This is a genomic window from Aminobacter sp. SR38 (genome assembly GCF_014843375.1).
Lineage (GTDB): Bacteria > Pseudomonadota > Alphaproteobacteria > Rhizobiales > Rhizobiaceae > Aminobacter > Aminobacter ciceronei.
In genome coordinates, this window is the sequence record NZ_CP062112.1 from 1,069,627 (window position 1) to 1,094,041 (window position 24,415).

Here is a 24,415-nt window from a genome sequence, read left to right on the forward strand (position 1 = left end):
AGTCGTTCAATTTCACGGAATAGGACAGCGCGTCGTAGAAGATCTGGCTCTCCTGTTCGAGCCCATGGTCCGGCTAGTCAAACCAATGATCGCCAAACTGCCAATGCCATTTTCTGCCGATTTGAAGCACAGCGGGTTTCGCAGACCGACGATCAACGTTCGGCAATCGTAGAATTCGCCATCCATCCGGCCGTATTCTCGTTTACCCTGACCCGACTCCATGCTCCCTTGGATTCCAGAACCGACACGTCGATCCCTTCCGGGACGACGGCAATTACAGCGAATTTGGTGCCAGGTCCTTCGCGCAGGTTCACCGCAGTCTTCGTGTGGCGTATTGTGGCTTGTTCGGCTTCTTCCTTAGCAACCGGCTCCGATTGAACCAATTCTTGCGCGACGGGGGGCCTGACTTCTTCAATCGTGAAAGCACTCTTCTCTGCGGCGGGAACGGTGTCGGATGCTTCCACGCTCAAGGTCGCTGGAGATTCAGTGTCTGCCTGTTTTCCGTCGGATCCGAAGACGAAGGCCAGTAATGGAATGCCCACAAAGACGCCAAGGATAGTCAACACTGCGATTTTGAGAGGGCTGCGCTTCCTTTCATTCGCGGCGACGGGAGCAATATCAACGGCATCGTTCGTAGGTGCCGATGGCAACGCGACCGTACGTTCCCGCGGCAGCGCTCCAACCTTGCGGCAACCATCTACAAAAGCTGCCACCACCTCGGTCCGAGAAAACTCTACAAGCTCGTTCACGCCACTGTTGCTTGTGAGGTACATCGCTTCATACAGACAGATCGGAATCTGTCTGTTGTCCCTGAAGCGCCGGTCGGGTCCGCCGCTCTTGTTTGGATGTTTCCAGGTATGATCTACGATCCTAGCGTCGGGCGGTACGCGTTCGGTTTCGATGAACCTAGAATTCTGCCACCGTACATTTAAGTCAGCGTAGTTCACTGCCCCTATGCGGCTGCCGTCCTGAATGAGCACAATGTCGGGCAAAAAGAACATGATCTGCTTGCCCACATGCAAGGCAGGAGGAGTCACATTGCTCTTTATTACCGCAGGGAGATCATAAGCTAGGGTGGTCACCTTTCTGTTCACGAGGTGCGAAGCGCCCGCGTTGCGTTTCCATGCCGTTAGATTCTGGACTGCGCCTCCGGCTTCGATATGCCATTTGGTCGCACACCCCAAGAGGTCGTCAAACCCTTCGACAAGGCGACGATAGGCTGCCTCTGCGTCCCCTTCGAGGTCGTAATAGAGCACAGATGTCCTGCGATAAGAGTCTAGCCACTTACCGACCCCCGCCGCCGGTAGCGCCGCGACGCAAAAAAACAGTCCAGGTCCGCCTGACGCAAGACCAGCCATCACACCGCTTGCAAGAGCAGCCCAGAAGAATGCCACAGACATGCGCGTCTGCTTGGCTTTGGAGTTTATCTCGTCGAGAAGCTCCGAAAACGATCCGTCGCGCATGTGCATGACATCGCCGGATTCGATCTCGATCATCGAGACATCATCGTTGTCGAACGTCGCCCGCCGCAATGATGAATGCTGCGGCGAAGCTGCCGACTGCCGACCTCGCCCAACATTGCCAAGCGTCGCCCGATAGTAAAGACCTCCGCGACCCGCATGAATGTAGTGCCCACGAGGCCCAGTTCCTATTCGCAGGCCTTTCACACCTACGGAAACACCTACCCCAGACTTTGAGAAATTGAAGCGGAACGGACCTGCCGAAACCGACTTCCGAATGTAGAATGGCAAATGTGCCCCCCGCACCACGCATTTCTCTTGCTCCCGGAGAACCTGCGTCTCTTCGGTTACAAGGAGGAGCTGACTATTGGATAGGAAGCCAGAGTAAGCAACCGTATTCGTTCCGTTGTTCCTGGTAGTTACCGAAATATAACTACTTTCGCTGACGCGCTGCACTTGAGAGACATGAACGTACGCTCCGCCCATGACGGAGACGGAGCAATGACTGTGGATTGGGTGCGCCCAGCGCAGCAGCGCCTCGGCGCCGACGATGGTTTCGCAGTCGCCGGCATAGATCGGCTGGTAATTCAGCCGGCATAACCGATGCTGGCGACTTGGCCGACGGCATCGTTGCCGAGCAGAAGTCGCCGGCCTTGTGCTGGTGGCAGCCGATGGCGGTGCAGAGGGCACGGCAGGACCACACATGTTCGCAGACTGCAATTCGCGCTGATGGCGAGGTGGTTGAGCTTGCTCCGGGCATGTCGGTCCACAGCGGAGATCAAACTGGAACCAGACGCGTGCTATGGTTGCTGCTCGATTCCCTGGCGGAGATCAGACTAAACTCGTTTCATGAACGACAGCAGACATCGGCACGCCTGAGGAAATCCAGGGGGCTCAACATGACGTTCCTCAAATTGCTGATTCCACGACTGGTAATAGCAAATATACTTTTTGCATTTGTATATTATGGCTTGGCAGTTGGCATAATTTCAGAAAATCTTCGAACTCAAATCACGGCCACATCAACGGAATTATTTCTTGATTTCTTGCTAAAAATGAACATCATGCTTTTCGCATGTTGGACTGTTTGCTTTTTGTTATTCTACTTTTCTTCAGGCAATAATAATAGAAACACCAAAATTGCCTCCACATTTTCAGACGTATTTTGCGTCATCCCACCTATTGCGATTACCTATATGCCATTGATAACAGGTCGCGCATTTGGGTTGAACAGTTACGCCGATAGCGCTGGCGACATCGTTACATCAGGATTTCTGACAACATATGGCTATGACTTATATCAGCGCCTTGCAGTCGACGTAACATTCTTCGCATTCGCATATGTCACCCTGTCGTTTCTAACCGACAGATCGCGAGCACTTTGGGGGAGCGAACAATGAGTGTTTGGACGATGAGTGCCGCGTCCTCATTCGTGGCGCTTGCTGTTCGCCTGGTGTCACGCACCTGACGGTTCGCATTATCCCCGCAAAGAGTGGCCAATCCGCTTCCCGCCCCACAGCGCTCCAGACATTTCGACAGCCCCCAGCCCTACCCCACCGCCACCTCCCGGCGTTCGCGCGAGGCCTTGAAGGCAGCTTCGATGCAGGCGACGACGTGCAGGCCGTCTTCGGCTGTGACGGGCGGGGTGGTGCCACAGCTTATGGCCTGGACGAAGGCCTGCCACTGGCGGACGAGGCCGCGGCCGGCGACATCGCTCTCGATCGAGTTTTCGACCGGCTGCCATGTCTGGCCGCGGCCGAGCGTCACGCCGTTGAAGAAATCGACATTCACCACACCGCGGTCGAAGGCCAGTTCGTCGCCCGAGATGAAGGCGCCGTCGGCATAACCGATGCTGGCGACCTGGCCGACGGCATCGTCGCCGAAGCGCAGCAGCAGAAGGGCTACGTCGTCGGCCTTCTGCTGGTGGAAGGTCGTTGTGGTGATGGCGCTGACATGGGTGGCGCTACGGCCGGCAAAGGCGAGCAGCCTATCGAGCGCGTGAATGCCCGCGGTGAACAGCATGCCGCCGCCGGTCACTGGGTCGAGGTGCCAGTCGCGGCGGTTGCCTTCCATCCAGAGCTTGATCATGCGGCTCGAGCCGTAACGCATCGCCCCCAGTCCGCGCTCGTCAATGACTTGCCGTGCCGCGAGATACGGCAAGGTGAAACGCATGGTGTGGCCGGGCATCAGCACGACGCCGGCGGCTTTTGCCGCAGCCATGATGCGCCGGCACTCGGCGACGGTCGGCGCCATCGGCTTTTCGACCATGATGTGTTTGCCCGCCTCGGCGCAGGCGATGGCGACCTCGGTGTGGAGATGATGCGGCAGCGCCACCACCACGGCGTCGACATCCGGATCGGCCAGCAGGTCGCGATAGTCGAGATGGCCCTTGCCGCCGAATTCCCCGGTGAAGGCTGCGAGCCCGTCGGCATCGTTGCGGCAGGCGGCTACGAGGCGCGAGCCCTCGACCTCGCGCAGGGCACGCGCATGGGCCGCGCCGAAATGGCCGGCGCCGATGATGCCGATCCCGATCGTCGTCATGCTCCGCATGCTTCGCATGGTCTTGCCTCCACCAGTCATGCCTGCCCCAATGCTCGACATGGTCGTGCTCCCCTGCCCGTGCCTGCGACGGTCACGCCTGCCGTTGTCATGTCTGCCCCCATTCTCATGCCGCCACGGTCATGTCTGCCATGGACATGCCCCCCCATAATCACGCCCGTTCCAGTGCGTAGCAGCGGTCGATGATGGCCATGGCGCGCCTGGCGTCGGCGAGCGACACCGCCGGCGGGCGGCCGGCGGCCAGGCGCTGCAGGGTGTCAGCCATGACGTCGTGATAACGGCGGGCGATAGGCGTCGCCGGCAGGTCGGTCTGTTTCTCGTCATCGAGGGTCGACAGCGCCAGCCGGTCGCCGAGGTCGCTCAGCGTGGCATTCGCAGCGGAGACACGCCATTCGAAGAGGCCGCGTTTCATCGAGGCAAAGGTGTAACCGGCTTCGATCAGCCCGAGCATGCCGTCGGCGGCGCGCAGCACGATGGCCGCGTAGTCTTCGACCTTGGTTCCGTGAAGCGGTCGGCCGAACGAGGCGCTTGCTATCTCGACCTCCTGCCCGGCAGCCAGCATCAGGAAGGCATTGATGCCGTGGATGCCGAGATTTCTGAGCGCGCCGCCGCCGCCGATCCCGGGATCCAGCACCCAGGCGACGCCGTCGTCGACATAACGTTGCGGCGGCCCGTTGATCAGGCGGAAATGCGAATGCGAGATCGGCCCGCGCCGCCCGGCAGCGTCGAGATCGCCAAGTGCTGCCAGCATCGCCATGCCATGCGGCAAGGCCATGGCTGTGAATACGCCCTTGTGCTGTGCCGCCGCGATCAAAGCGTCGGCGGCCGCGGCCGAAATGCCCAGAGGTTTTTCGAGCAGCAGCGGCACACCGGCTGCGATGACCTGGAGACCGCGTTCGACGATTTCGAACGGCCGGCCCATGACGACGGCAAGATCGGCATGTTCCAGCGCGGCAGGCAGGCTCGGCGCGACAGGACAGCCGAATTTTTGGGCGAAGCCGGCGGCCGCCTCGGGCTCCGGGTCCCAGGCCGAGGCAATGCCGGCGCCTGCGGCGATCGCCGCTTCGCCATGCATCGTCGCATGCCAGTGGCCGACACCCAGGAAGGACAATTTCATTTCGGACCTCACAACAAAACGACTGCCTCGACGGCGCGGCTAGGAACAGCGGCTCAAGACAGCTGATGGAAACGGCCTCAGGCGACGGACTAACTCTTTGTTTTTGAGCAATTCTCTTGGGCTAACCGCGGCGCACGTTTCCTGGAATTGCTCTTTGTTTTTGCGCAATTCTCCTGGGAAAACCGCGGCACAGTTTTCCTGGAATTGCTCTTTGTTTTTGCGCAATTCCGGACGGAAAACCGCGGCACACTTTTCCTGGAATTGCGCTAGAGATCATCGCGGATGCAGGCCTTGAAATGCCCGGGCCTGACCTCGCGCAGCTCAGGTCGCGTTGCAGCGCAGGCGTCGAGCGCGTTGGGGCAGCGGGTGCGGAAGACGCAGCCGCTGGGCGGATTGGCCGGGCTCGGAATGTCGCCCTTGAGAATTTCACGCTCTCTCTTCGCCTCCGGGTCCGGCGACGGGATCGCCGACATCAGCGCCCTGGTGTAGGGGTGCTCGGGCCTGGCATAAAGATCCTCGCTTGCGGCGATCTCCATGATGCGGCCGAGATAGAGCACGATGACGCGGTCGCAGATATATTCGACCACGGCGAGGTCGTGCGAGATGAACAGCATTGTCAGGCCGAGCCGCTGCTGCAGGTCGCGCAGCAGGTTGATCACCTGCGCCTGGATCGACACGTCGAGCGCCGAGACCGGTTCGTCGGCGACGATGAATTCGGGCGCCAGCGTCAGCGCCCGGGCAATGCCGATGCGCTGGCGCTGGCCGCCCGAGAATTCGTGGGCATAGCGATGGATGGCGTCTGCCGGCAGCTCGACCTGTTCGAGCGCCTTCTTCGCCCGCTCCAGCCGCTCCGCCCTGGTGCCGATGCCCTGGATTTTCAGGCCCTCGGTCAGGATCTCGCCGATGGTCATGCGCGGCGACAAGGAGGCATAAGGATCCTGGAAGATGTACTGCATGCGCGGCCGCCGGCGTCGCATCTCGCCATTGGACAGCCTGGTGATGTCGGTGCCGTCGAAGCGCACCTCGCCCGCCGTCGGCTCGATCAGCCGGAGCACCGAGCGGCCGATGGTGGTCTTGCCGCTGCCGGATTCGCCGACCAGCCCGACAACCTCGCCCCGGGCGACGTCGAAGGAGATGTCTTCGAGGATCTTCAGGGTCGCGCCGCGCGTCTGGTAATGCTTGGCGAGGCCGCGGACCGAAAGAAGCGGGGTCATCGGGCGATCTCCTGCCAGCGGATGCAGCGGCTGCCATGGCCGGCAGCGACGCTTTCGAGTGCGGGAATGTTCTGGCGGCATGCCTCGATGGCAAAACCGCAGCGTGGCGCAAAGGCACAGCCTGCGGGCATGTCGGCGAGGCTTGGCACCATGCCGGGAATGGCGTTCAGCTTCTCGCCGGCGCGTTTCATGGCGGTGGCGGCGCCCAGCCGCGGCATCGAGTTCAGCAGGCCGAGCGTATAGGGGTGGCGCGGGTTGCGGAACACCTCGGCCACCGGGCCGCATTCGACGATGCGGCCGGCATACATGACAGCCACCCGGTCGGCGATCTCGGCGACGACGCCGAGATTGTGGGTGACGAACAGAACGCCCATGCCGCGCTCGCGCTGCAGGCCCTGCAGCAGCTCGAGGATCTGCGCCTGGATGGTGACGTCGAGCGCCGTCGTCGGCTCGTCGGCAATCAGCAATGTCGGATCGCAGGCCAGCGCCATGGCGATGGTGGCGCGCTGGCGCATGCCGCCCGACAGCTCATGCGGATATTGCCCGGCCCGGCGGCGGGCATCGGGAATGCCGACCTTGTCGAGCAGGGCGACGGCCACCTCCAGCGCTGTGCTGCGGCCGGTGCCGCGATGCACCCTGAGCGATTCCGAGATCTGGTCGCCGATGCTGTAGACCGGGTTGAGGCTGGTCATCGGCTCCTGGAACACCATGCCGATGTCGTTGCCGCGGATCCGCCGCATCTCTTCTTCGCCGAGCCTGGCCAGGTCGCGGACCGTGCCGTCCTTGCCGCGGAACAGCATCTCGCCGGCGTCGATCGCGCCGATGCCGCGGGCCAAAAGCCGCATCACCGACAGGCTGGTGACCGATTTGCCCGAACCCGATTCCCCGACAAGCGCCACCGTTTCGCCGGCATGCACGACAAGGTCGATGCCGTTGACGGCGGCGATCTCGCGGCCGCGCACCCGGAAGACGGTTCTGAGGCCCTTGATCTCGAGGATGGGTTCGGTGCGCATCGGAAGCCTCAGTTGAGCAGGCCGACCGAGCGCAGGATCTCGTCGATCCTGCCGGTCTCGGCGTCGTTGAGCGCGGCGCGCGGACGCGCCATGGCATTGGTCGAAATGATACCAAGGCTGCGCATCGCGGTCTTGAAGCCGCCGACGCCGGTGGCGCCACCGCTGACGCGGCCGGCGGCGACCCAGACGATCTCGAACAGGCGGCAGAGGCGTTCCTGCTCCTTGCGCGCGGCCTCCCAGTCGCCCTTCCGGGCGTGGTTCCAGAGCCTGACATAACCGGCCGGATCGACATTGGCGAGGCCGGGCACGACGCCATGCGCGCCCATCTGCAAGGCATTGTCGACGACGATCTCGGAGCCGGTCATCAAAAACACGTCCTTGGTGTCGGCAAGGTCGCTCAGCGCATAGCGGAAATTGCCGTCGTCACCGGAGGAATCCTTGAGGCCGACGATGGTGCCTTCCCTGGCCAGCGTCACCACCGTCTGGCGGGCGAGCTTGCTGTGGACGCAGACCGGAATGTCATAGGCAATCAGCGGAATGTCGACGGCGTCGCGGATCATGCGGAAGTGGTCGAGCGTCTCGGCCTGGCTGGTGATGGTGTAGAAAGGTGCGGTGACGACGACGGCGTCGGCGCCGACATCCCGGGCGGTCTGCGCGTGGCGAATGACGCGGTCGGTGGTCGGGTCGATGACACCGGCAATGACCGGCACCCGGCCATTGGCGACCTTGACCGTGTGTTCGAGGATCTTGCGGCGCTCGGCATCGTCATAAAACACCACCTCGCTGGTCGATCCCAGCGGAAACAGGCCGTGGCAGCCATTGTCGATGAGATAGTCGAGGACACGTGTGTAGGACGCGTAGTCGACGCTGAAATCATCGTTGAGGGGGGTGACGACGGGCGGAACGACACCGAAGAATTTGGACATTTTTCTGCTTCTCTTCCAGAGGGTTAGTTGAGGTCGGCGCGGGGGTCGAAGGCGTCTCTCAGGCCGTCGCCGATGAAGTTGATGGCAAGCACGACAAGGACAAGCGCTGCGCCGGGGAACAGCCATTGCCAGGGGAATTGTTCGAGCACCGCCGTCGAGCGCGCGGCATTCAGCATGTTGCCCCAACTGGCCGCCGGCGGCGGCACGCCGAGGCCGAGGAAGGACAGGCCGGCTTCGAGCAGGATGGCGTTGGCGACCTGCAGCGTGGCGTAGACGACGAGGATGTCGATCGAGTTGGGCAGGCCGTGGCGGAACAAGAGATGGCCGAGGCCCGCCCCCATGCCACGCGAGGCCATGACGAATTCGCGTTCGCGCAGTTCGAGCAGCCGGGCGCGGATCATGCGCGACAGCACCGGCCAGGACAGAAGGGCGATGACGACGACAGTCGACCAGATGCCCGAGCCGACGATGGAGGCGAGCACGAGCAGGAAGATGACCGGCGGCAGCGTCATGGCAAGGTCGACGGAGCGCATGGCCAGTGCATCGGCCCAGCGGCCGCCAAAGGCTGAGATCGCGCCGACGAGGAAGCCGATACCAGTCGACAGCACCACCGAGGAGACCGCCACCAGAAGCGAGATGCGGCCGCCCTCCAGCGTGCGGGCCAGCACGTCGCGGCCGACGCCGTCGCTGCCGAACCAGTGTTTCAAGGACGGGGCGCCGTTCATCGCCAGAAGGTCGATGTCGTTGGGCTTGTAGGGCAGCCACAAAGGATAGGTGAGCACGGCAACGAGCATCGGCAGAAGCAGCGCCGCGCCGAACAGGGCTGCCCGGTTCTGGGTGAAGCGGTTATAGGCACGGGCCATGGGGCCGGTCGAGGACAGGGTCAGAACGCTCATGTCAGGCCACCTGGATGCGCGGGTCGATGACCGCATAGGCAAGGTCGGTCAGAATGTTGACAACGATGACGCAGGCGCCGATGACCAGCGTGGCGCCCATGATGACGGGATAGTCGCGGGTTTCGACCGCGCTGATCAGAAGCAGGCCCATGCCAGGCCAGTTGAACACGCTCTCGATGAAGATGGCGCCGCCGACGGCGAGGCCGATCGTCGAGCCGATCAGCGTGACGACGGGCAGAAGCGCGTTGCGCAAGGCATGTTTGGTCACCACCCAGAACTCCTTGACGCCCTTGGCGCGGGCCGTCCTGACATAGTCCTGGTTCAGCACTTCGAGCATCGAGGCGCGCATGTAGCGCATGATCAGCGCGGCATGGCCGATGGACAGAACGCAGGCCGGCAGGATCAGGTGGTGCAACAGGTCGGCGATCGAGAAATCGCTGGCCGGCGTCAACATGCCGCCGGACGGCGCCCATTTCAGCCTGACCGAAAACAGGTACAGGCCAAGGAAGGCGGTCAGGAAGGCGGGGCTCGAAATGCCGAGCAGCGCCAGCACCGACAAGGAATAGTCGGGCAAAGAGTTGCGGCGCACGGCACTGACGATGCCCGAGGCGATGCCGACAACGATGGCGATCGCCAAGCCGGCGCCCATCAGAAGCAGCGTCGGGCCGATGCGCGAGACGATCAGGCCTGACACCGTCTCGTTGAAACGCTGCAGCGAGTGGCCGAGATTGCCCTGCACGGCCTGCGACAGCCAGGCGAGATATTGCACCGGCAGCGGCCGGTCGAGGCCGAGCTGCGCACGAAGCGCGTCCATCGCCTCCTTCGACATGGCGACGTTGGGGTCGATATAGGCGTCGATCGGATCGCCCGGCGTCAGCTGCAGCAGCACGAAGATCAGCACTGTCAGTGCGAGCAGCATGCCGAGCCCGATCAACAGGCGATTGAGGCAATAGCGGAGCATTGGGGCTCTCTGTCTAGGGATAGCCAGGCCAGCGGCGACAAGCATCCAGCAAGAAACGGGCATCCAGCAAGAAACCGGCATCCAGCAAGAAACGGGCTCCAGCAAGAAACGGGCTCCAGCAAGAAGCTGGCGTCCAGGGGGAACAAGCGTCCGGGAGCAAAAAGCGTCCGGAAAAAATGGGGGGACGGCCACTGGGATGGCCGCCCCCCGAGGGAGGGAGTTGGCCTATTCGGCGATCGACCACTTTTCCGGGTGGGCCTGGTAGGGACCACCGGCAGGCGCCGGGGTCCAGACGAAGTCCTTCAGCTTGCTCGACGCCACGCCGTAGCGGTTGGCGACCCACATCGTGCCCCAGGGCAGGTTGGCGTTGGTCGCCTTGCAGACGTCCTGGTAGCGGGCGTCGCGCTTGGCGGCATCCGTCTCGGCAAGTGCTGCATCGAGCGCGTTGGTCACCTCGGGCATGCGGATGCGCATCAGATTGGCGCCGGCCGGCGGGATCTGCTTTTCGTTGAGGCCGATATTGATGTTGGAGGCATCAGGGCCGTTCTGCAGGCCGGCATAGATCAGCGGGAAGTCGCCGGCATTGCCCGACTGCTGGTAGACGACCGAATTGTAGGTCGGCGTGTCGACGGCGCGCGGCACGATGTTGATGCCGACCTGGGCCAGCATCGCCTGCATGGCGGCCAGCACGTTGGTGGCGAGCGGCGAGGTGTAATAGGTCAGGATGGTGATCGGCTTGTCGCCGTTGATCTTGTCCCAGCCGGCTTCCGCCAGCAGCTGCTTGGCCTTCTCGGGGTCATAGGCGTATTGGTCGATGCCCTGGGGCACCAGCCGGTCGGCGACATAGACGCAGTTGGCCGGCTTGGCGGCGCCGCCATAGAGGCTCTGGATGATGGCGTCGCGGTTGATGGCATGCATGAAGGCCTGGCGGACCTTGAGGTCCTTCCACAAAGGCACTTCCTGGTTGAAGCCGACATAGTTGACGACATAGGAATCGCCCTCGATGACGGTGAAGGCGTTGTCGCCCTTGAAGGTCGAGACGTCATTGGAATCGACATAGGTGAACTGGATCTCGCCGGCGCGGAGCGCTGCGATGGCCGCTGCCGGATTGGCGAAATAGCGGTTGATCAGTTTTTCCGCCGCCGGCTTGCCGCCGTGAAAATCGGGGTTGGCGGCGAGCTCGACATACTGGTCGGCGACATATTTGGTGAATTTGAACGGTCCGGTGCCGACGGGCGATGTCGACCACCAGGCATTCTTGGCGATCTGTTCCACAGGGATGGCGGCGAGCGCATGCTCGGGCAGCATCATCAGCTTGGTCAGCGTGTCGAGCATGCTCGGCGTGGCGGTGCTCAGCTTGACGATCACGGTGCGGTCGTCGGGGGTCTCGACGGTTTCAATCGCGCCGAGGCGGGCGGCAAACACCGAGCCTGCCTTGTCGTTCTTGGCGAGCTCGATGGTGAACTTCACGTCTTTTGCGGTAAACGGCTTGCCGTCGTGCCACTTGGTGTCGGCGAGCTTGAAGGTGTAGGCCTTCTGGTCGGCGCTGACCTCGTAGCTGTCGGCGAGCGCGCCGATGATTTTGGCGAGCTTGTCGTCATAGATCACCAGCGGCTCGAAATAGGTGACCAGCCAGGTGAAGCCGCCGGTGGCGGCCAGCGGGTTGAAATTGCCCTGGAAGCCGCCGGGGCCGACATCGAAGCCGCCCGAGATCGTTGCCCCCTGGGCATTGGCCGGCGCGGCCGTGGTGGCGGCACCTGCAAAGAGCGCCGCCGACAAGGCAAGCGCCGAGATCATCGTCCTGTAGTTCATGTACTCCTCCCGTTTGATTGATGTGTCTTGTTGTCGGCGATCACTTTGGTGATGCCGGCATAATGGTTGGCGAGCCGGTCCTTGGCGGCGGCGAGATCGCCTGCCTCGACCGCGTCGACGATTGCCGCGTGGTCGCGCCAGGTCTGGACAGGGTCGGCATTGTCGAGGTTGACGAAGTCGGAGGCCTTGTAGAAGGCGAGCCAGAACACCTCGATCAGGCGCGACAGCACCTCGTTGTCCTGGCAGCGGAACAACAGATAGTGGAAGTGCCGATCCTCGTCGGGAAAGCTCTCGCCGCGTTCGGCCAGCGCCTTCATCTTGTCGAGCGTCTGGCGCAGCTCGGCGATGTCGTCCTTGCCGATCAGCTCCAGCGTCCTGTCGATGAGGCCGACCTCGAGCGTGCGCCGGATGGTGATGACCTCCTCGATCTGCTTCAGCGCATCGCCCAGGCCATAAGCGAGGTTTTCGAGCAGCGGCTCGAAGGAGAACGCCTTGACGAAGACGCCGATGCCGCGCCTGGACTCGACCACGCCGAGCGACTCCAGCGCCTTGATGCCCTCGCGCACCGAGTTGCGGCTGACGCCGAGCTGGGTGGCAAGCTCGCCTTCCGGCGGCAGCGGCGCTCCGGCGGCAAGGCCGTTGTCGTCGATATAGGCGCGCAGGCTTTCCTGCACGGACACATGCAGAAGCGGCGCGCGCTTCAGTGGCTTGATCGTTTTCAGGCTCATCTCGGTCTCCGGTTGCCTGTGGGCGTTCCGAAAAACAGCACCCGGTGAGTTGATTACCCACTTGTAGGATATCTGTCAACAGGATATTGGAATGCCCACTTGTTGCTCATTTCCACCTGAGGGATAGCGCAGATGCCTGGACGACCGAAGCGCATTCACTGCTGCCTGCCGGCCACAGGCGCGCCGTCCACAGTTCACCCGATCAGCCGCTGTCTCACCGCTCGACCGCGACCGCCGGAAGCCGACTGCCGGACCCCCGACCAGCCGGCGACGCTGCGCCGCTTCAGCCGAAGCCGCAGGCCAAGACAGCGCCCTGCCCGCCGGCGCACCGCCGCGCCATGCCCGCACCACCAAGGAGAGCAGTGCCCACATGCCCGGAAATTCGCCCTTGCCCCGCAGATCGCCCCTGCCCCGCAAATCCCTGTTGAGAGCCCTCATGACCGCCACCGCAATGTCCCTCGCCTCGCCCCTTTCCACGGCCATGGCCGCCGATGCCTGGCCGGACCTGCCCATCGGCATCAAGAGCGGCATCGCTGCGCGTGTCGGCGACACGCTTTATGTCGGGCTCGGCTCGGCGGGCAGCGACTTCTACGCGCTCGATCTCGCTGATCCCGCTGCCGGCTGGGTCAAGCGCGCCGCCTTTTCAGGCCCCGCCACCAATGGCGCGGCGGCGGCGGTGTCGGGCGGCCAAATCTTCGTCTTCTCCGGCAACGGCAAGGAAAGCGCCGAGGCAAAATCCGCCATCATCTTCGACACGGTCCATGCCTATGACCCTGATACCGACGGCTGGGCCAGGATCGACACCACAACGCCTGTCGGCCTGTCGGGCGCCAAGGCGCTTGCGCTGCAGGACGGCCGCATCGCCCTTGTCGGCGGCTACAACAAGGAGCTGTTCGACGATTACCTCGCCAAGGTCACAGCCACCGACAAGGAGAAGAACCCGGACGGCTTCAGGAAGCTGGTCGACGCCTATATGGGCATGGCTCCCGCCGACTATCGCTGGAATGCCGAGCTGCTGTCCTACGATCCCCGGGCCAACAGCTGGAGCAGTCTCGGCGACAGCCCGTTCCTGCCCAATTGCGACGCGGCGGTGGCCGCGCTTGGCGACGATGCCTTCACCCTCATCAGCGGCGAGATCAAGCCGGGCCTGCGCACGCCAGAGGTCAAAAAGGTCAGCATCTCAGGTTCCTCCGCCGCCTGGCAGAAGCTGGCCGACCTGCCCAGCCCTGAAGCAAACGACCGCCAGGAAGGTGTTGCCGGGGCCTTTGCCGGCGACGTCGGTGGTGCCGTCCTCGTTGCCGGCGGCGCCAATTTCGTCGGCGCCCAGGCCAATGCCGCCGATGGCAAGTGGTTCGCCCATGACGGGCTGAAGAAGGGCTGGCGCGACGAGGTCTACGTCTATGACAAGGCCGCCGACGGCCAGACTTCTGGCAACAAGGCATCTGACGGCAAGATCTGGCGGGAGGTCGGAAAACTGCCGACCGGGCTCGCTTACGGCGCCTCGTTCCCTGTATCCGGAGGCCTGCTCATCGTCGGCGGCGAGGACGGCGAGGCCACACCGCGCCGCGAGGTCTTCCTCATGAAATGGGACGGCAAGGCGCTGTCGATCGAACACTGAACAAGGCAGGCCCGTCGTCGCCCTCACCCGAAGCCCCGGCGGGAGAGGCGACGGCGGCCGGTCAGCCGGCGCGGCATGGGACCGCCTGCCTGCGGCCGCCCCGGAAACCGCCGCTCGCGATCACCGGATCGACCCGACATCAGGCAAACGCGGCCGGCGTGTTTTGGTCGTTGCCGCGCCGTCATGCGCCCGTCCGGAAGCATCTCGTCACAGCGGCGCTAGTCCCTGGATCCGACCATGTGCAATGGCTGTGCTTCGCCCGCCAACACAGCGGACAGCTCTGTCGCCTCCAGCGGTGGTGACAGCAGAAAGCCCTGGAATTCATGGCAGCGCATGGCGATCAGGCGGTCCTTCTGCGCCTCCGTTTCGACCCCCTCGGCGGTAACGCGGATGTCGAGCGCCAGCGCCAGGTCGACAAGGGCCTTGGCGATTGCCGCGGCACCGGCGTCGCTGCCGATCGTCTGGATGAAGGAGCGGTCGATCTTCAGCTTGTCGATGCGATGATGCCTGAGATAGCTGATCGCCGAATATCCGGTGCCGAAATCGTCGAGGGCGACAAGTATGCCTGTCGCGCGCAACTCTGCCAGCACGGCGCGTGTCGTGTCGTTGTTGGCCAGAAGCACGCTTTCGGTGATCTCGAGCTGCAGGCGCGACGGCGTCAGCCCGCATTCTTCGAGCAGCCGCGCCAGGCGTTCGGGAAACGCTTTGTCGCGCAGCTGCAGCGGCGAGACATTGACCGCCACCCAGGGCAAGGTGCTGGTGGCGGCAAAACATGCGGCTTGCCGCAGCACATAGTCGCCAAGCAGCCCGATCATGCCGCGCTCTTCGGCAATCGCCACAAGATTGCCCGGCGGCAGTGCTGCGTGGATCGGGTGCGTCCAGCGCAGCAGCGCCTCGGCGCCGAGGATGGTCTGGCAGTCGCCGGCATAGATCGGCTGGTAGGTCAGCCTGATCTGGTCACCTGAGGTCAGCGCCTCGCGCAACTCGCTTTCGATGCGGCGCTTGCGCAGCAGGATCTCGTCCATGTCGCCGGCAAACACCTGGTAGCGGCCGCGGCCATTCTTCTTGGCCTCGTAAAGGGCAATGTCGGCCTTGCGCAACAGGTCGTCGGGATCGGCCCCGACATCGGGGGCAAGGGCTATGCCGATGCTGGTGCTGACAAAGACCTGGTCGTCGGCCAGCTGGAACGGGATGGAAAACTGCGCCAGCACGATGTCGCAGAAGTCTTCGGCATTGCGCGCGTCCTTGACGCCGCTCAGGATGATGGCAAATTCGTCGCCGCCCAGCCGTGCCACTGTATCGATCTCGCGCACCGACTGCACCAGCCGCACCGCGGTCTGGCGCACAAGCTCGTCGCCGGCGGGATGGCCGAGCGTGTCGTTGATATGCTTGAACCGGTCGAGATCGACATAGAGCAGCGCCACCCGCCCTTTCTCCCTGTCGGCATTGACCAAAGCGCGCCGCAGCCGGTCCTCGAACAGCGCGCGGTTGGGCAGCCCCGTCAACGTATCGTGGAAGGCGAGATAACGCGCCTTGTCCTGGCTGATCTGCAGCTGGCCGGAGGCGCGGCGCAGCCGGCGCAACAGATAGATCAGGATCGCCGCCGAAATCGCCATGGCGCCAAACAGCGCCGGCGCGGCTTCGCGGACAAGACCGGTGCCCGGGCGCGCCTGCTGCCATCCGACATAACCCAGGATCACGCCATGGCTGCCGATCAGCGGCACTGTCGCGTCGGTGATTGTCTGGGTCAGGCGGGGCAGGACATGGAGGTTTTTCAGCTGGTATCGCCCGGCAATCCTGTCTGTCAGGGCATCGTCGATGAACTGCACGGCGACGTGGACGAATTCGCTGCCGGGCGACTGGGCGACCCGATCCGAACTGGGGACCAGCGGCATGACGCTGAGCATCGCCGGCCTGTCGCCGATGGTGACGAGGTCTTCGGCGGCAGCTTTACCGGCTGTGTCGCTTGATCCGGCGGCCAGCACTTGCCGCACGCGGCCGACGACGGGCAGGATCGCATTGCGGTCCTCGGAAAAGACGTCCGACGCCACTGTCTGGCCATCGCGCATGGCATGAACCGGCTGGTCGTGATCGTCGAGCACATAGACGCGGTCATGCCCGTAATAGGAATGCATCCAGGCGCCGAGGTTCTCGGCCATCCATTGCTGGTCGCCTGATTTGGCGTAAGTGACGGCATCGTCCCAGACGGCTATGCTTTCCTGTTCGCGTCTGAGTGCCTCGGCTTCTTCCTTCAGGCCGTTGACGAGGAAGGTGCGCTCAGTGTCGAGGGCCGCGCGATCGACCTGCAGGGTGGCAAGCAATCCGAAGCCTGTCGCCAGGCCCAGGCCCAGAACGGCAAGCGCCAACACCGTCAGCGTCACTTGAAAGGTCAGCGGTCGGGGGTGGCTCTGTACGACCATGGCGTCCGCAGGCTATTGATCCGCCTGCCTATATCAGCACCGGCTTAACATAACGTTAGGTCGCCGATCTGAGCGCCAAAGCCCCCCTGTTCGGTCGCGGAGGCACGCGCAGCCTGGCACGGAGCTGCGCTCCTGCTCCGCCCTGGGATGACGAAGCGGACAGGCCGCTCGCGGCAACCGGCCCTAAGCCCGCGACGACGCCCCCGCCCTTCGTCATCCTAGGGCAGGAGCGAAGCTCCGTCGCGGCGACCCTGGGATCCATGCCGTGAAGGTGAGGAATGCGGAGAGGGCAGAAGAAAGATCACCTGTTTGCTCCGCTTGAACACAGTTGCCATGCCGTGAGGAGCGTGATGCGGGTGGAAGAAAGAGCAGGCCTGAACCGCCTGTGCGCTGCCGCAAGGTCACGGCATGGATCCCAGGGTCTCCGCGTCGCTGCGCTCCTGCTCCGCCCTGGGATGACGAAGCGGAGAGGCCGCTCGCGGCAACCGGCCCTAAGCCCGCGACGACGCCCCCGCCCTTCGTCATCCTAGGGCGGAGCAGGAGCGAAGCTCCGTCGCGGAGACCCTGGGATCCATGCCGTGAAGGTGAGGAATACGGAGAGGGCAGAAGAAAGATCACCTGTTTGCTCGCCTGAACACAGTTGCCATGCCGTGACCTCGCGGCAGCGTACAGACGGCTCAGAACGCCTGCTCATTCTTCCACGTGCCCCACATTCCTCACCCTCACGGCATCAATCCTCGGGTCGAGCCTCTGGGATGACGAAGTGAAAGGCTGTTCTCGGCGACGAAGCGGATAGCACGCGCTCGGCAATCATCACCAAGTCTGTGACCCACCCCTTCGACATCCTAAGATTCCGCTTGTTCTTTGAATCGCAAAACCTCTCCATCTCCTTGTTTTGACGCAATTCCTGCGAAAGGCGCTGCGTCCTGCCGCTAGCCGAGCAGGTTGTCGGCGACGCGGGCAAAGACACGCGCCCCGATCGGGATCAAATCGTCGGGAAAGTCGTAGTCGGGATTGTGCAGCGACGGGTGGGTGGTGCCGGCGCCGAGGAAAAACATCGCCGAACTGGCCGAGCGGCCAAACAGCCCGAAATCTTCCGATGCCCGCATCGGCAGCGCCTCTTCGCTGTGGCTTATGCCCTCCTCGTCCAGCGCCTGCCTGAGATGTTCGACCGCGTCCTCGGCATTGACGCTGGCGACGAAGATCTCGTGGTAGCTGACGGCGTGGTCGAGGCCATGCGCCGCTGCCGTCGTCGCCACAAGCTGTTCGGCAGCCTGGCACAGGCTCGCCATGGCGTCGTCCTGCCGGGTCCGCAGGCACGCCCAGACCTCGGCATATCCCGGCGCGATGCCGAACACCGCCTCGCCCATCGTCGCATGCGTGACGGTGACCATGCGAAAGCCGTCGTCGGCAAATGTCTCGCTGCCCAGGCCGGGAAATGCCGTGATCAGCTCCGCCACGGCGAGACGCGGCGAGGTGCCGGTCTCGGGCATCGAGGAATGCGCGGTCTTGCCCGTCAGCCGCACCCGCATGCCGCGCGAGGCGCAATTGACGGTGCCGGCCTTGAGCCTGACGTCGCCGAGCGGCACGCCGGGCAGGTTGTGCAGCGAAAAGGCAAAGTCGGGCGCGATCTCCTGATAACGCGGGTCAGTGACGACGGCGGCCGCCCCGTCGCCGGTTTCTTCGGCCGGCTGGAACATCAGCACGACACGGCCGCGTGCCGGGCGTTGCCGCCCGAAGCGCCGGCCGAGCCCGGCAACGATCGCCATATGCCCGTCATGGCCGCACATATGCGACTTGCCAGGCACACGCGAGGCATGCGCCACCTCAGACAGCTCCTCGATCGGCAGCGCATCGAGCTCGCAGCGAAACAGCACCGTCGGCCCCGGTGCTGCACCGTCATAGACCAAAGCGACGCCATGTCCGCCGATCCCGGTCAGCACCTTGTCGGGCCCGCTGTCGCTGAGGAACGCCACCACCGCTGCTGCGGTGTTTTTTTCCTCGTTGGAGATCTCGGGCTGCTGATGCAACAACCTGCGCCAGGCCGTCAGTTCCACCACATCGTGATTGCTCAGGGTCAATTCGAACTTCTCCCGCTGATATGCTGGTCGTGACGGCCGGCCATGATGGCCGCTCGAACGGCTCCGGAGGCTGCGACCGCCCTGCTCCCCGCCACGACCATAACCGCTTCGGTTCGATCCTGCATGGTGGCGCAGCGGTTGCAACGCCTGTGCCAGCGCGAGGATGGCCGCGCTTGGCTCAAGCCGATTGGTGAGATGGGCCTTGTCGGCTTGAGCCAAGCGGCACGTTCCGAACGACGGCCCACATCGCGTATCGGCAAATCATGACGCCGGCCTGAACAAGCGAAAGGAAGGCTGCGGACAACGGACGAACACTCTGCTTGCCTGCGTCCCCGTGTGGTCGCAACGCGCCGCCCGCTATCCGCCTGCAGCTAGCTCCATCGGTCACCTGTCAGGCGTCAAGGATGTGGCGTAGCATCCGACCTGGTCACCCGAGGGATTGGGGGGCAAGATGGGCGTTGACGGGTTTCGACCGGCGGGTGTCGTTGCGGTTCCAGTTGCGGCCGCGAACGCCCTGGGCCGGTCACTGGCGATACTCGCAGGCATGATGCTGCCTCCGCCGGCACATGCCACCCATGTGGACACCGCGATCGTGTTCGCAGTCGATGTTTCGGCATCCATCGATCCGACCACGGCCGCCCTGCAGCGCGACGGCCATGCCGCAGCGATCTCCTCGCCCGAGGTTCTCGCGACCATTGCCCGCAGCCGTAGCGGCTGCATCGCCATCACCTATGTCGAATGGTCGAGCCAGGGACAAATGCGCCTGGTGGTGCCGTGGACAAGCGTCTGCGGCGGCGCGGACGCGCAAGCTGTCGCATCCGGCATCCGCAACGAGGGCGACAAGGGTTATGGATGTCATACCTACTGTGCGACATCCATTTCGTTCGCCATCGATCTGGGCGTTCTGCTGCTTGAGAGCTACCCTGGGCATGCTGCCCGCAAGATCATCGACATCTCGGCCAACGGCACCAACAATGATGGCGTGCCGGTTGAAGAAAGCCGGCTGCGGGCGATCGCCAATGGCTGCACGATCAACGCAATCGCTCTGCCGGAAGTGATACGCGGCATTCCGCGCGATCTCACCCGGTATTTCGCCGACAGCGTGATTGGCGGTCCAAACGCCTTCGTCATGCCGCTGTCCAGCCCGCGCGACTATGCGCTGGCGCTCAGGTGGAAGATGGTGAGAGAAATAAGCCAGTCGCCCAGCTCGCCCGGCAACACAATGCTCGCCCACCGCTAGTTGCCCGGAGCAATACCAGGACCAGCGCTATTCCAGGACCGGCGCAATTCCAAGGACCCGCGCAATTCCAGGACCAGAGCAATTCCACGAAAAGCGCGTCGCGGTTTTCCCCAGTTATTGCGCAAAAACAAGAAGATGGAGAGTTTCCGCGATACGAGGAAGAGCGCTCCAGCAGCACAGCCAGGGTCGGCCCAGCCATTGCCCGGCCGATCCCTTGCTTCGCATCACGGTCCGTAGCTGGCGCCTGTCACGGCCGACATGGCCGGCTGCGTCGACCGACCTTTTGGTGACGTCGAACCTGGCTCACGCCGCTCCGCAGAGGCGGGCCAGGCATTCCAGACGGCTTGGTCAGGCAGGCGGATCCTGCGTGGGCACGGCAGGTGTGTCTGGCTTGGCGTTTTCGCGCAGCGTCCTGGCCAGGGCCTTGCCTTTGTCGAACTCGGCGCGACGGCGCGCAATCTCCTCGGCGGAGATACGGTCGACATTCTGGTAGTCGAGCTTCCAGTCGGGGCTTGCACCCCACACCAGCGGCGATTGCACGGTCGTACGGGCAGCGGGCGCGCGCTCGAGCACGTCAAGGGCAAGCTGCAGCGTTGCGGCTTGAGAAGCCGGATCATTGGGCCGCCCCGCGGCATTGCCAAGCGGAAAATCCGAAAACACAAACCGCGGCACGCCGACGAACTCGACGATATCCTTGGCGCAGCCCATCACGACGGTGGCGATGCCGCTGGTTTCCAGCGCGCGGGCGGCAAGGCTGACGCTCTGGTGGCAAACGGGGCAATTGGCGACCAGGATGGCCGCGTCGACGGCATCGCTGCGGCAGCGCGTTACGATTTCCGCACAGTCGACTTCAAGTGTCGTGCGATGGCTGCGATTGGTTGGAAGCCCGTGAAAACGCGGCGCCACTGGCCCGGTACGGCAGCGCTCCGCCGCGCGACGCATTTCCGGCAGCGGAAAGTAGGTGCCGGAATCCTCCGCCGTGGTGTGCTTCCGGTCAATGGCGACGTGCGAAATGCGCAGATCGTGGTCCTGGGAGCTATCGCCGGAATAGACGGTGTAGAACTTCGCCGCAGCGTTGTAGGCTGCGCCGGGTCCCTGGTCTCCCTTGCCGGGCTGATAGGGCGCTGCCGTCGTGACGATGGTCAGGCGACAGTGCTTCAGCGGCTTTTGCAGCGGCTGAAACGGCACGGTGGCGTAATGTGCCCACCTGTATGGCTCGCCATAGCCAAGCGCCAGATAATAATCGCGGATTCGTTGCATGTAAGGGATCGGCGCATCATCGGCAGACGCAAAACCGAACCTGTCGTCATGCGCGCTCGTCATCGCTGCAAGATCGCTCCGTCAAACGACTATGCCCTATTGATATCAGGAGCGGACGTTGGCGCTAATGAAATCTGCAAGCCGCACCCCAATCGCGCCGGTCCGGTCGTTCGGGCGCGGCCGCCGAACGGCCTGCAATGGGCCGGGTCCCGCCGAGGCTGCCATGGTGCCCCAAGCCGCGTTGCCGATTGTCCGGGATGGCAAGGCAGCCGGTCGCACCCGCCCCCGGCTGGCGCGCGCCCCGCATCGCCGCACCATCTGCATCCCCCACATCGCGGCGTTGTCGGCGCGCTCGGCCGCGCCCCGCGGCCGGCCCACCGGGCCGCCCGCAGCGTCGCGATTTCAGCCACGAAACCCGGCACCTCAGGCCGGCCGGCGCACCGCCGGCGTGCCCCCGTCAAGGAACCATCCGCCCGAAAGCCGGTTGACCAACATGTCATGTCGACTTTTCAGGAGGTTCCAATGGACCGTCGATCGTTCTTGACCGGCATGCTCGCCGTGGCCGGCGTCGCCGCCGCAACCAGCTTCGCCCAGCCGATCCAGGCCTTGCCGCTGCGCTCCACGCCGCGCGGCGGTATCCTTGACGAGCTCGATGCTCAGCCCGAGCTCGAGGAAAACCGTGAGCAAGCGACACCCGTCAACCACCGCCGCTGGCACCGCCGGCCGCGCCGCCGCCGCGTCTGGCGCCGCTTCTGCCGCCGCCACTGGTACCGCGGCCGCCGCGTGACGCGCTGCTACAGGCGGCGTGTCTGGGTCTGGTATCGCCACTGGTAGCTGACGGCGTCGGGCCCGCCCCTGTCCAGGGGGCGGGCCGCGCCTTGCAACCATCCTGAATGGAAAGATCGCGACCGGCGAGCCGAGCGCCGGTCGCTGAGGCCGGCGGCGCGCTGAGCGACGGCAACAGCCGGCGCGCGCGGCCGACCGGATCCGGCGCGCCTTTCCGGACCGGCCGGACGGCGGCTGCGCCGCCTGCGGAACGGTCACGTTCCAGCCATCCGACTTCCGGCCATCCGCAACCTCCTCAGCCGGCACCGGCGTTGTCGCCGGCAGGCCGTTGGCCTAAGATGCGCCCGTCATGGAACTCCTCAGCTCAGAGGATGCGATGATCAAGCTGGCACGCATGTGGATGATAGGGGCTTCGGCGGCCCTCTGGCTTGTTGCGCTGCCGGCCCAGGCGAACGAGCTGGGCGATCTTGTCAGGAGCGGCGACGTCGCGGCGGTGACCTCGGCCCTGGACAAGGGTGCGGCCATCGACGAAATCGACGGTGTGACGGCGCTCTACATCGCCTGCGAAACCGGAAATGCCGCGCTGGCCGAGCTGCTGATCACGCGTGGCGCCGACGTCAATCTCCCCGTCAGCTGGCAAAGAACGCCGCTCTACGCCGCCACCAAGGCCGGCTTTGCCGACATCGTCAAGCTGCTGCTCGGCCATGGCGCCGATCCCAACCAGCTGGCGAAAGCGCAGACCCCGCTGCATGTCGCGGCCGAGGCCGGCTGCCTTGCCTGCGTGACGTACCTTGTGGAGGCGGGAGCCGAGGTCAATGCCCTGACGTCGAATGGCAGCCCGCCCATCCATCTCGCCAAGCTCGCCGGTCACGACGACGTCGTCGCCTATCTCAACAGCCACGGCGCCCAAGGACCGACAATCCAGCCGATTTCGCCACGCCTTGCCTCGGCGGACGCGCAAGCGGGCAAGGAGATTTTCGGCAAGAGCTGCGCGGCCTGTCATCTCTCGGCGCCCGGGCTCAAGGTTCCGAAACGCGCCAATCTCTGGGGCATCGTCGGGCGGCCGAAGGGATCGGAGAGCGACGTCGCGTATTCGGCGAGCCTGAAGCAGGCCGGAGGCGTCTGGGGCTTCGAGGAGCTCAATTCCTTCATCGCCAACCCCGCCCTCACCTTGCCTGGAACCGACATGACCTTCCCCGGCCTGGCCGACGAAACCCAGCGCGCCGACCTCATCGCCTATCTCAGGACCCTGAGCGAGACACCGGTTCAGCTGCCTGACAAGTGATTGGCTCTGAAACTGCAACGGATGCGGATGCACTGGACTTGCCGAACGCTGTCACCGGCATTGACGGGCGAAACGGCAGCGACATGCAAATCTGTGAGCCGGCAGCCGGCCAGCGGACCTCAGGTTCATGGCCAGCGGTCACGACTTCGGTTTGGGCTTCGTGGGCGCCGGCTTCTTGCGGATGCGCATGCCCCGCCCTTCCGGATGTTCGATCTCGAAGGCATTTGTTCCGCGGACGAGATCGCTGAGCTTGCGGAAGCCGAAATTGCGCGGATCGAAGTCGGAGGACAGGTTCGACAATTGCTTGCCGACCGCGGACAGCGATGCCCAGCCATCTTCCGTCTCGACCTGATCGAGAACGCGGCGGATGATCGGCGCGGCCGCGCTCGGCGGCTGCAGCGGCTTGGCCTTGCTTCCTGCCGCCTCCGTATTGGCCGGCGCATCCGGCAGCAGGTTCTCGGTGTAGGTGAAGCGTCGACAGGCCTGGCGGAAACTTTCCGGTGTCTTCTGCTCGCCGAAGCCGAAGACATCGACGCCCTGCTCGCGGATACGCGCCGCCAGCCGGGTAAAATCACTGTCGGACGAGACCAGGCAGAAGCCGTCGAAACGGCCGCTATGCAACAGGTCCATCGCATCGATCACCAGGGTGATGTCGGAGGCGTTCTTGCCGGTTGTGTAGGCGAATTGTTGCTGCGGGATGATGGCGTGCCGTGCCAGGACATCGATCCACGCTTTCGATCTCGGGCTGGCGAAATCGCCATAGATGCGCCGAACGCTGGCCTCGCCAATCTTTGCGATCTCATCGAAAAGACCATCGACGATCTTCGCCGACGCATTGTCTGCGTCGATCAGGACAGCGAGGCGCGGGGAGCGATTGTCGTTGGCCATTGCTGGAAGACCTTTCAGCCGGGTTGCCTGCCCATCACGTGTTCGTTGAGAAGCTGATCCAAAGTCGGTTCACAGTTCAAGGGCGTTGGGGAGAATCGCGATTCAAGTCCGCTTGTGGCGCTACGTCATCTTGTTCGGCGGGCTCACTGCG

The 24,415-nt window shown here is 63.9% G+C and carries 19 protein-coding genes and 1 pseudogene; 5 read left to right on the forward strand and 15 right to left on the reverse strand.

Features of this window, described 5'->3' with window-relative positions; translation table 11 throughout:
* Positions 1-152: 152 nt before the first annotated feature.
* Together IG197_RS05225 and IG197_RS36785 are read right to left on the reverse strand one after the other, a co-directional pair.
* Positions 153-1,496: an SH3 domain-containing protein gene (locus IG197_RS05225; RefSeq protein ID WP_246765312.1), complete on the reverse strand. Its 1,344-nt coding sequence runs from the start codon at positions 1,494-1,496 to the stop codon at positions 153-155.
* Between the two features lie 108 nt (positions 1,497-1,604).
* A pseudogene (locus IG197_RS36785) lies at positions 1,605-2,165 on the reverse strand (DUF4236 domain-containing protein); the annotation flags it as partial.
* On the opposite strand from IG197_RS36785, the gene IG197_RS05230 reads away from it, so the two are divergent.
* Positions 2,075-2,860, forward strand: a complete 786-nt coding sequence (locus tag IG197_RS05230; protein ID WP_192317435.1) for a hypothetical protein — start codon at positions 2,075-2,077, stop codon at positions 2,858-2,860. The pseudogene IG197_RS36785 and the gene IG197_RS05230 sit on opposite strands and share 91 nt — an antisense overlap.
* 148 nt (positions 2,861-3,008) lie before the next feature.
* On the opposite strand, the gene IG197_RS05235 is transcribed toward IG197_RS05230, so the two are convergent.
* The 9 genes from IG197_RS05235 to IG197_RS05275 all read right to left on the reverse strand — a co-directional run bounded on the left by IG197_RS05235 (position 3,009) and on the right by IG197_RS05275 (position 12,686).
* Positions 3,009-4,001, reverse strand: coding sequence for a Gfo/Idh/MocA family protein (locus IG197_RS05235; RefSeq protein ID WP_192317437.1), 993 nt, complete (start codon positions 3,999-4,001; stop codon positions 3,009-3,011).
* A gap of 169 nt (positions 4,002-4,170) precedes the next feature.
* Positions 4,171-5,136: a Gfo/Idh/MocA family protein gene (locus IG197_RS05240; RefSeq protein ID WP_192317439.1), complete on the reverse strand. Its 966-nt coding sequence runs from the start codon at positions 5,134-5,136 to the stop codon at positions 4,171-4,173.
* A 266-nt stretch (positions 5,137-5,402) separates the two neighbouring features.
* Positions 5,403-6,350 carry an ABC transporter ATP-binding protein gene (locus IG197_RS05245; RefSeq protein ID WP_192317441.1) on the reverse strand — a complete coding sequence of 316 codons (948 nt, stop codon included), beginning with the start codon at positions 6,348-6,350 and terminating at the stop codon, positions 5,403-5,405.
* The gene (locus IG197_RS05250) at positions 6,347-7,363 is read right to left on the reverse strand and encodes an ABC transporter ATP-binding protein (RefSeq protein ID WP_192317443.1); all 1,017 of its coding nucleotides are present in this window, start codon (positions 7,361-7,363) and stop codon (positions 6,347-6,349) included. Before IG197_RS05250 ends, IG197_RS05245 begins: the two co-directional genes overlap by 4 nt.
* An 8-nt stretch (positions 7,364-7,371) precedes the next feature.
* On the reverse strand, positions 7,372-8,289 hold the full coding sequence (locus IG197_RS05255; protein ID WP_192317444.1) for a dihydrodipicolinate synthase family protein: 918 nt from the start codon (positions 8,287-8,289) through the stop codon (positions 7,372-7,374).
* Positions 8,290-8,312: 23 nt separating this feature from the next.
* Complete coding sequence (locus tag IG197_RS05260) at positions 8,313-9,221, reverse strand: ABC transporter permease (protein ID WP_192317446.1); 909 nt, start codon at positions 9,219-9,221, stop codon at positions 8,313-8,315.
* Complete coding sequence (locus IG197_RS05265; RefSeq protein WP_192317448.1) at positions 9,187-10,146, reverse strand: ABC transporter permease; 960 nt, start codon at positions 10,144-10,146, stop codon at positions 9,187-9,189. The genes IG197_RS05260 and IG197_RS05265 overlap by 35 nt, the downstream gene beginning before the upstream one ends.
* Positions 10,147-10,371: 225 nt before the next feature.
* Complete coding sequence (locus IG197_RS05270) at positions 10,372-11,958, reverse strand: ABC transporter substrate-binding protein (protein WP_192317450.1); 1,587 nt, start codon at positions 11,956-11,958, stop codon at positions 10,372-10,374.
* Complete coding sequence (locus tag IG197_RS05275; RefSeq protein WP_192317452.1) at positions 11,955-12,686, reverse strand: FadR/GntR family transcriptional regulator; 732 nt, start codon at positions 12,684-12,686, stop codon at positions 11,955-11,957. Before IG197_RS05275 ends, IG197_RS05270 begins: the two co-directional genes overlap by 4 nt.
* A gap of 436 nt (positions 12,687-13,122) precedes the next feature.
* On the opposite strand from IG197_RS05275, the gene IG197_RS05280 reads away from it, so the two are divergent.
* On the forward strand, positions 13,123-14,304 hold the full coding sequence (locus tag IG197_RS05280) for an N-acetylneuraminate epimerase (RefSeq protein ID WP_192317454.1): 1,182 nt from the start codon (positions 13,123-13,125) through the stop codon (positions 14,302-14,304).
* 218 nt (positions 14,305-14,522) lie between these two features.
* Here IG197_RS05280 and IG197_RS05285 read toward each other — a convergent pair whose 3' ends face one another.
* Both IG197_RS05285 and IG197_RS05290 read right to left on the reverse strand, forming a co-directional pair.
* On the reverse strand, positions 14,523-16,724 hold the full coding sequence (locus IG197_RS05285; RefSeq protein ID WP_192317457.1) for a bifunctional diguanylate cyclase/phosphodiesterase: 2,202 nt from the start codon (positions 16,722-16,724) through the stop codon (positions 14,523-14,525).
* Between the two features lie 932 nt (positions 16,725-17,656).
* Positions 17,657-18,805 carry an amidohydrolase gene (locus tag IG197_RS05290; protein WP_192317459.1) on the reverse strand — a complete coding sequence of 383 codons (1,149 nt, stop codon included), beginning with the start codon at positions 18,803-18,805 and terminating at the stop codon, positions 17,657-17,659.
* A gap of 544 nt (positions 18,806-19,349) precedes the next feature.
* Between IG197_RS05290 and IG197_RS05295 the strand changes: the two genes are divergently transcribed.
* On the forward strand, positions 19,350-20,045 hold the full coding sequence (locus tag IG197_RS05295; RefSeq protein ID WP_246765313.1) for a DUF1194 domain-containing protein: 696 nt from the start codon (positions 19,350-19,352) through the stop codon (positions 20,043-20,045).
* Positions 20,046-20,393: 348 nt separating this feature from the next.
* On the opposite strand, the gene IG197_RS05300 is transcribed toward IG197_RS05295, so the two are convergent.
* On the reverse strand, positions 20,394-21,368 hold the full coding sequence (locus IG197_RS05300; RefSeq protein ID WP_192317463.1) for a glycine reductase: 975 nt from the start codon (positions 21,366-21,368) through the stop codon (positions 20,394-20,396).
* 459 nt (positions 21,369-21,827) lie between these two features.
* Between IG197_RS05300 and IG197_RS05305 the strand changes: the two genes are divergently transcribed.
* A complete protein-coding gene (locus IG197_RS05305; RefSeq protein WP_192317465.1) occupies positions 21,828-22,139 on the forward strand; it encodes a twin-arginine translocation signal domain-containing protein in 312 nt (103 codons plus the stop codon).
* A gap of 301 nt (positions 22,140-22,440) precedes the next feature.
* Positions 22,441-23,376, forward strand: a complete 936-nt coding sequence (locus IG197_RS05310) for an ankyrin repeat domain-containing protein (protein WP_192317467.1) — start codon at positions 22,441-22,443, stop codon at positions 23,374-23,376.
* 138 nt (positions 23,377-23,514) lie between these two features.
* Here the strand turns inward: IG197_RS05310 and IG197_RS05315 are convergent, their stop codons facing one another.
* The gene (locus IG197_RS05315) at positions 23,515-24,264 is read right to left on the reverse strand and encodes an NYN domain-containing protein (RefSeq protein WP_192317469.1); all 750 of its coding nucleotides are present in this window, start codon (positions 24,262-24,264) and stop codon (positions 23,515-23,517) included.
* Positions 24,265-24,415 lie beyond the last annotated feature (151 nt).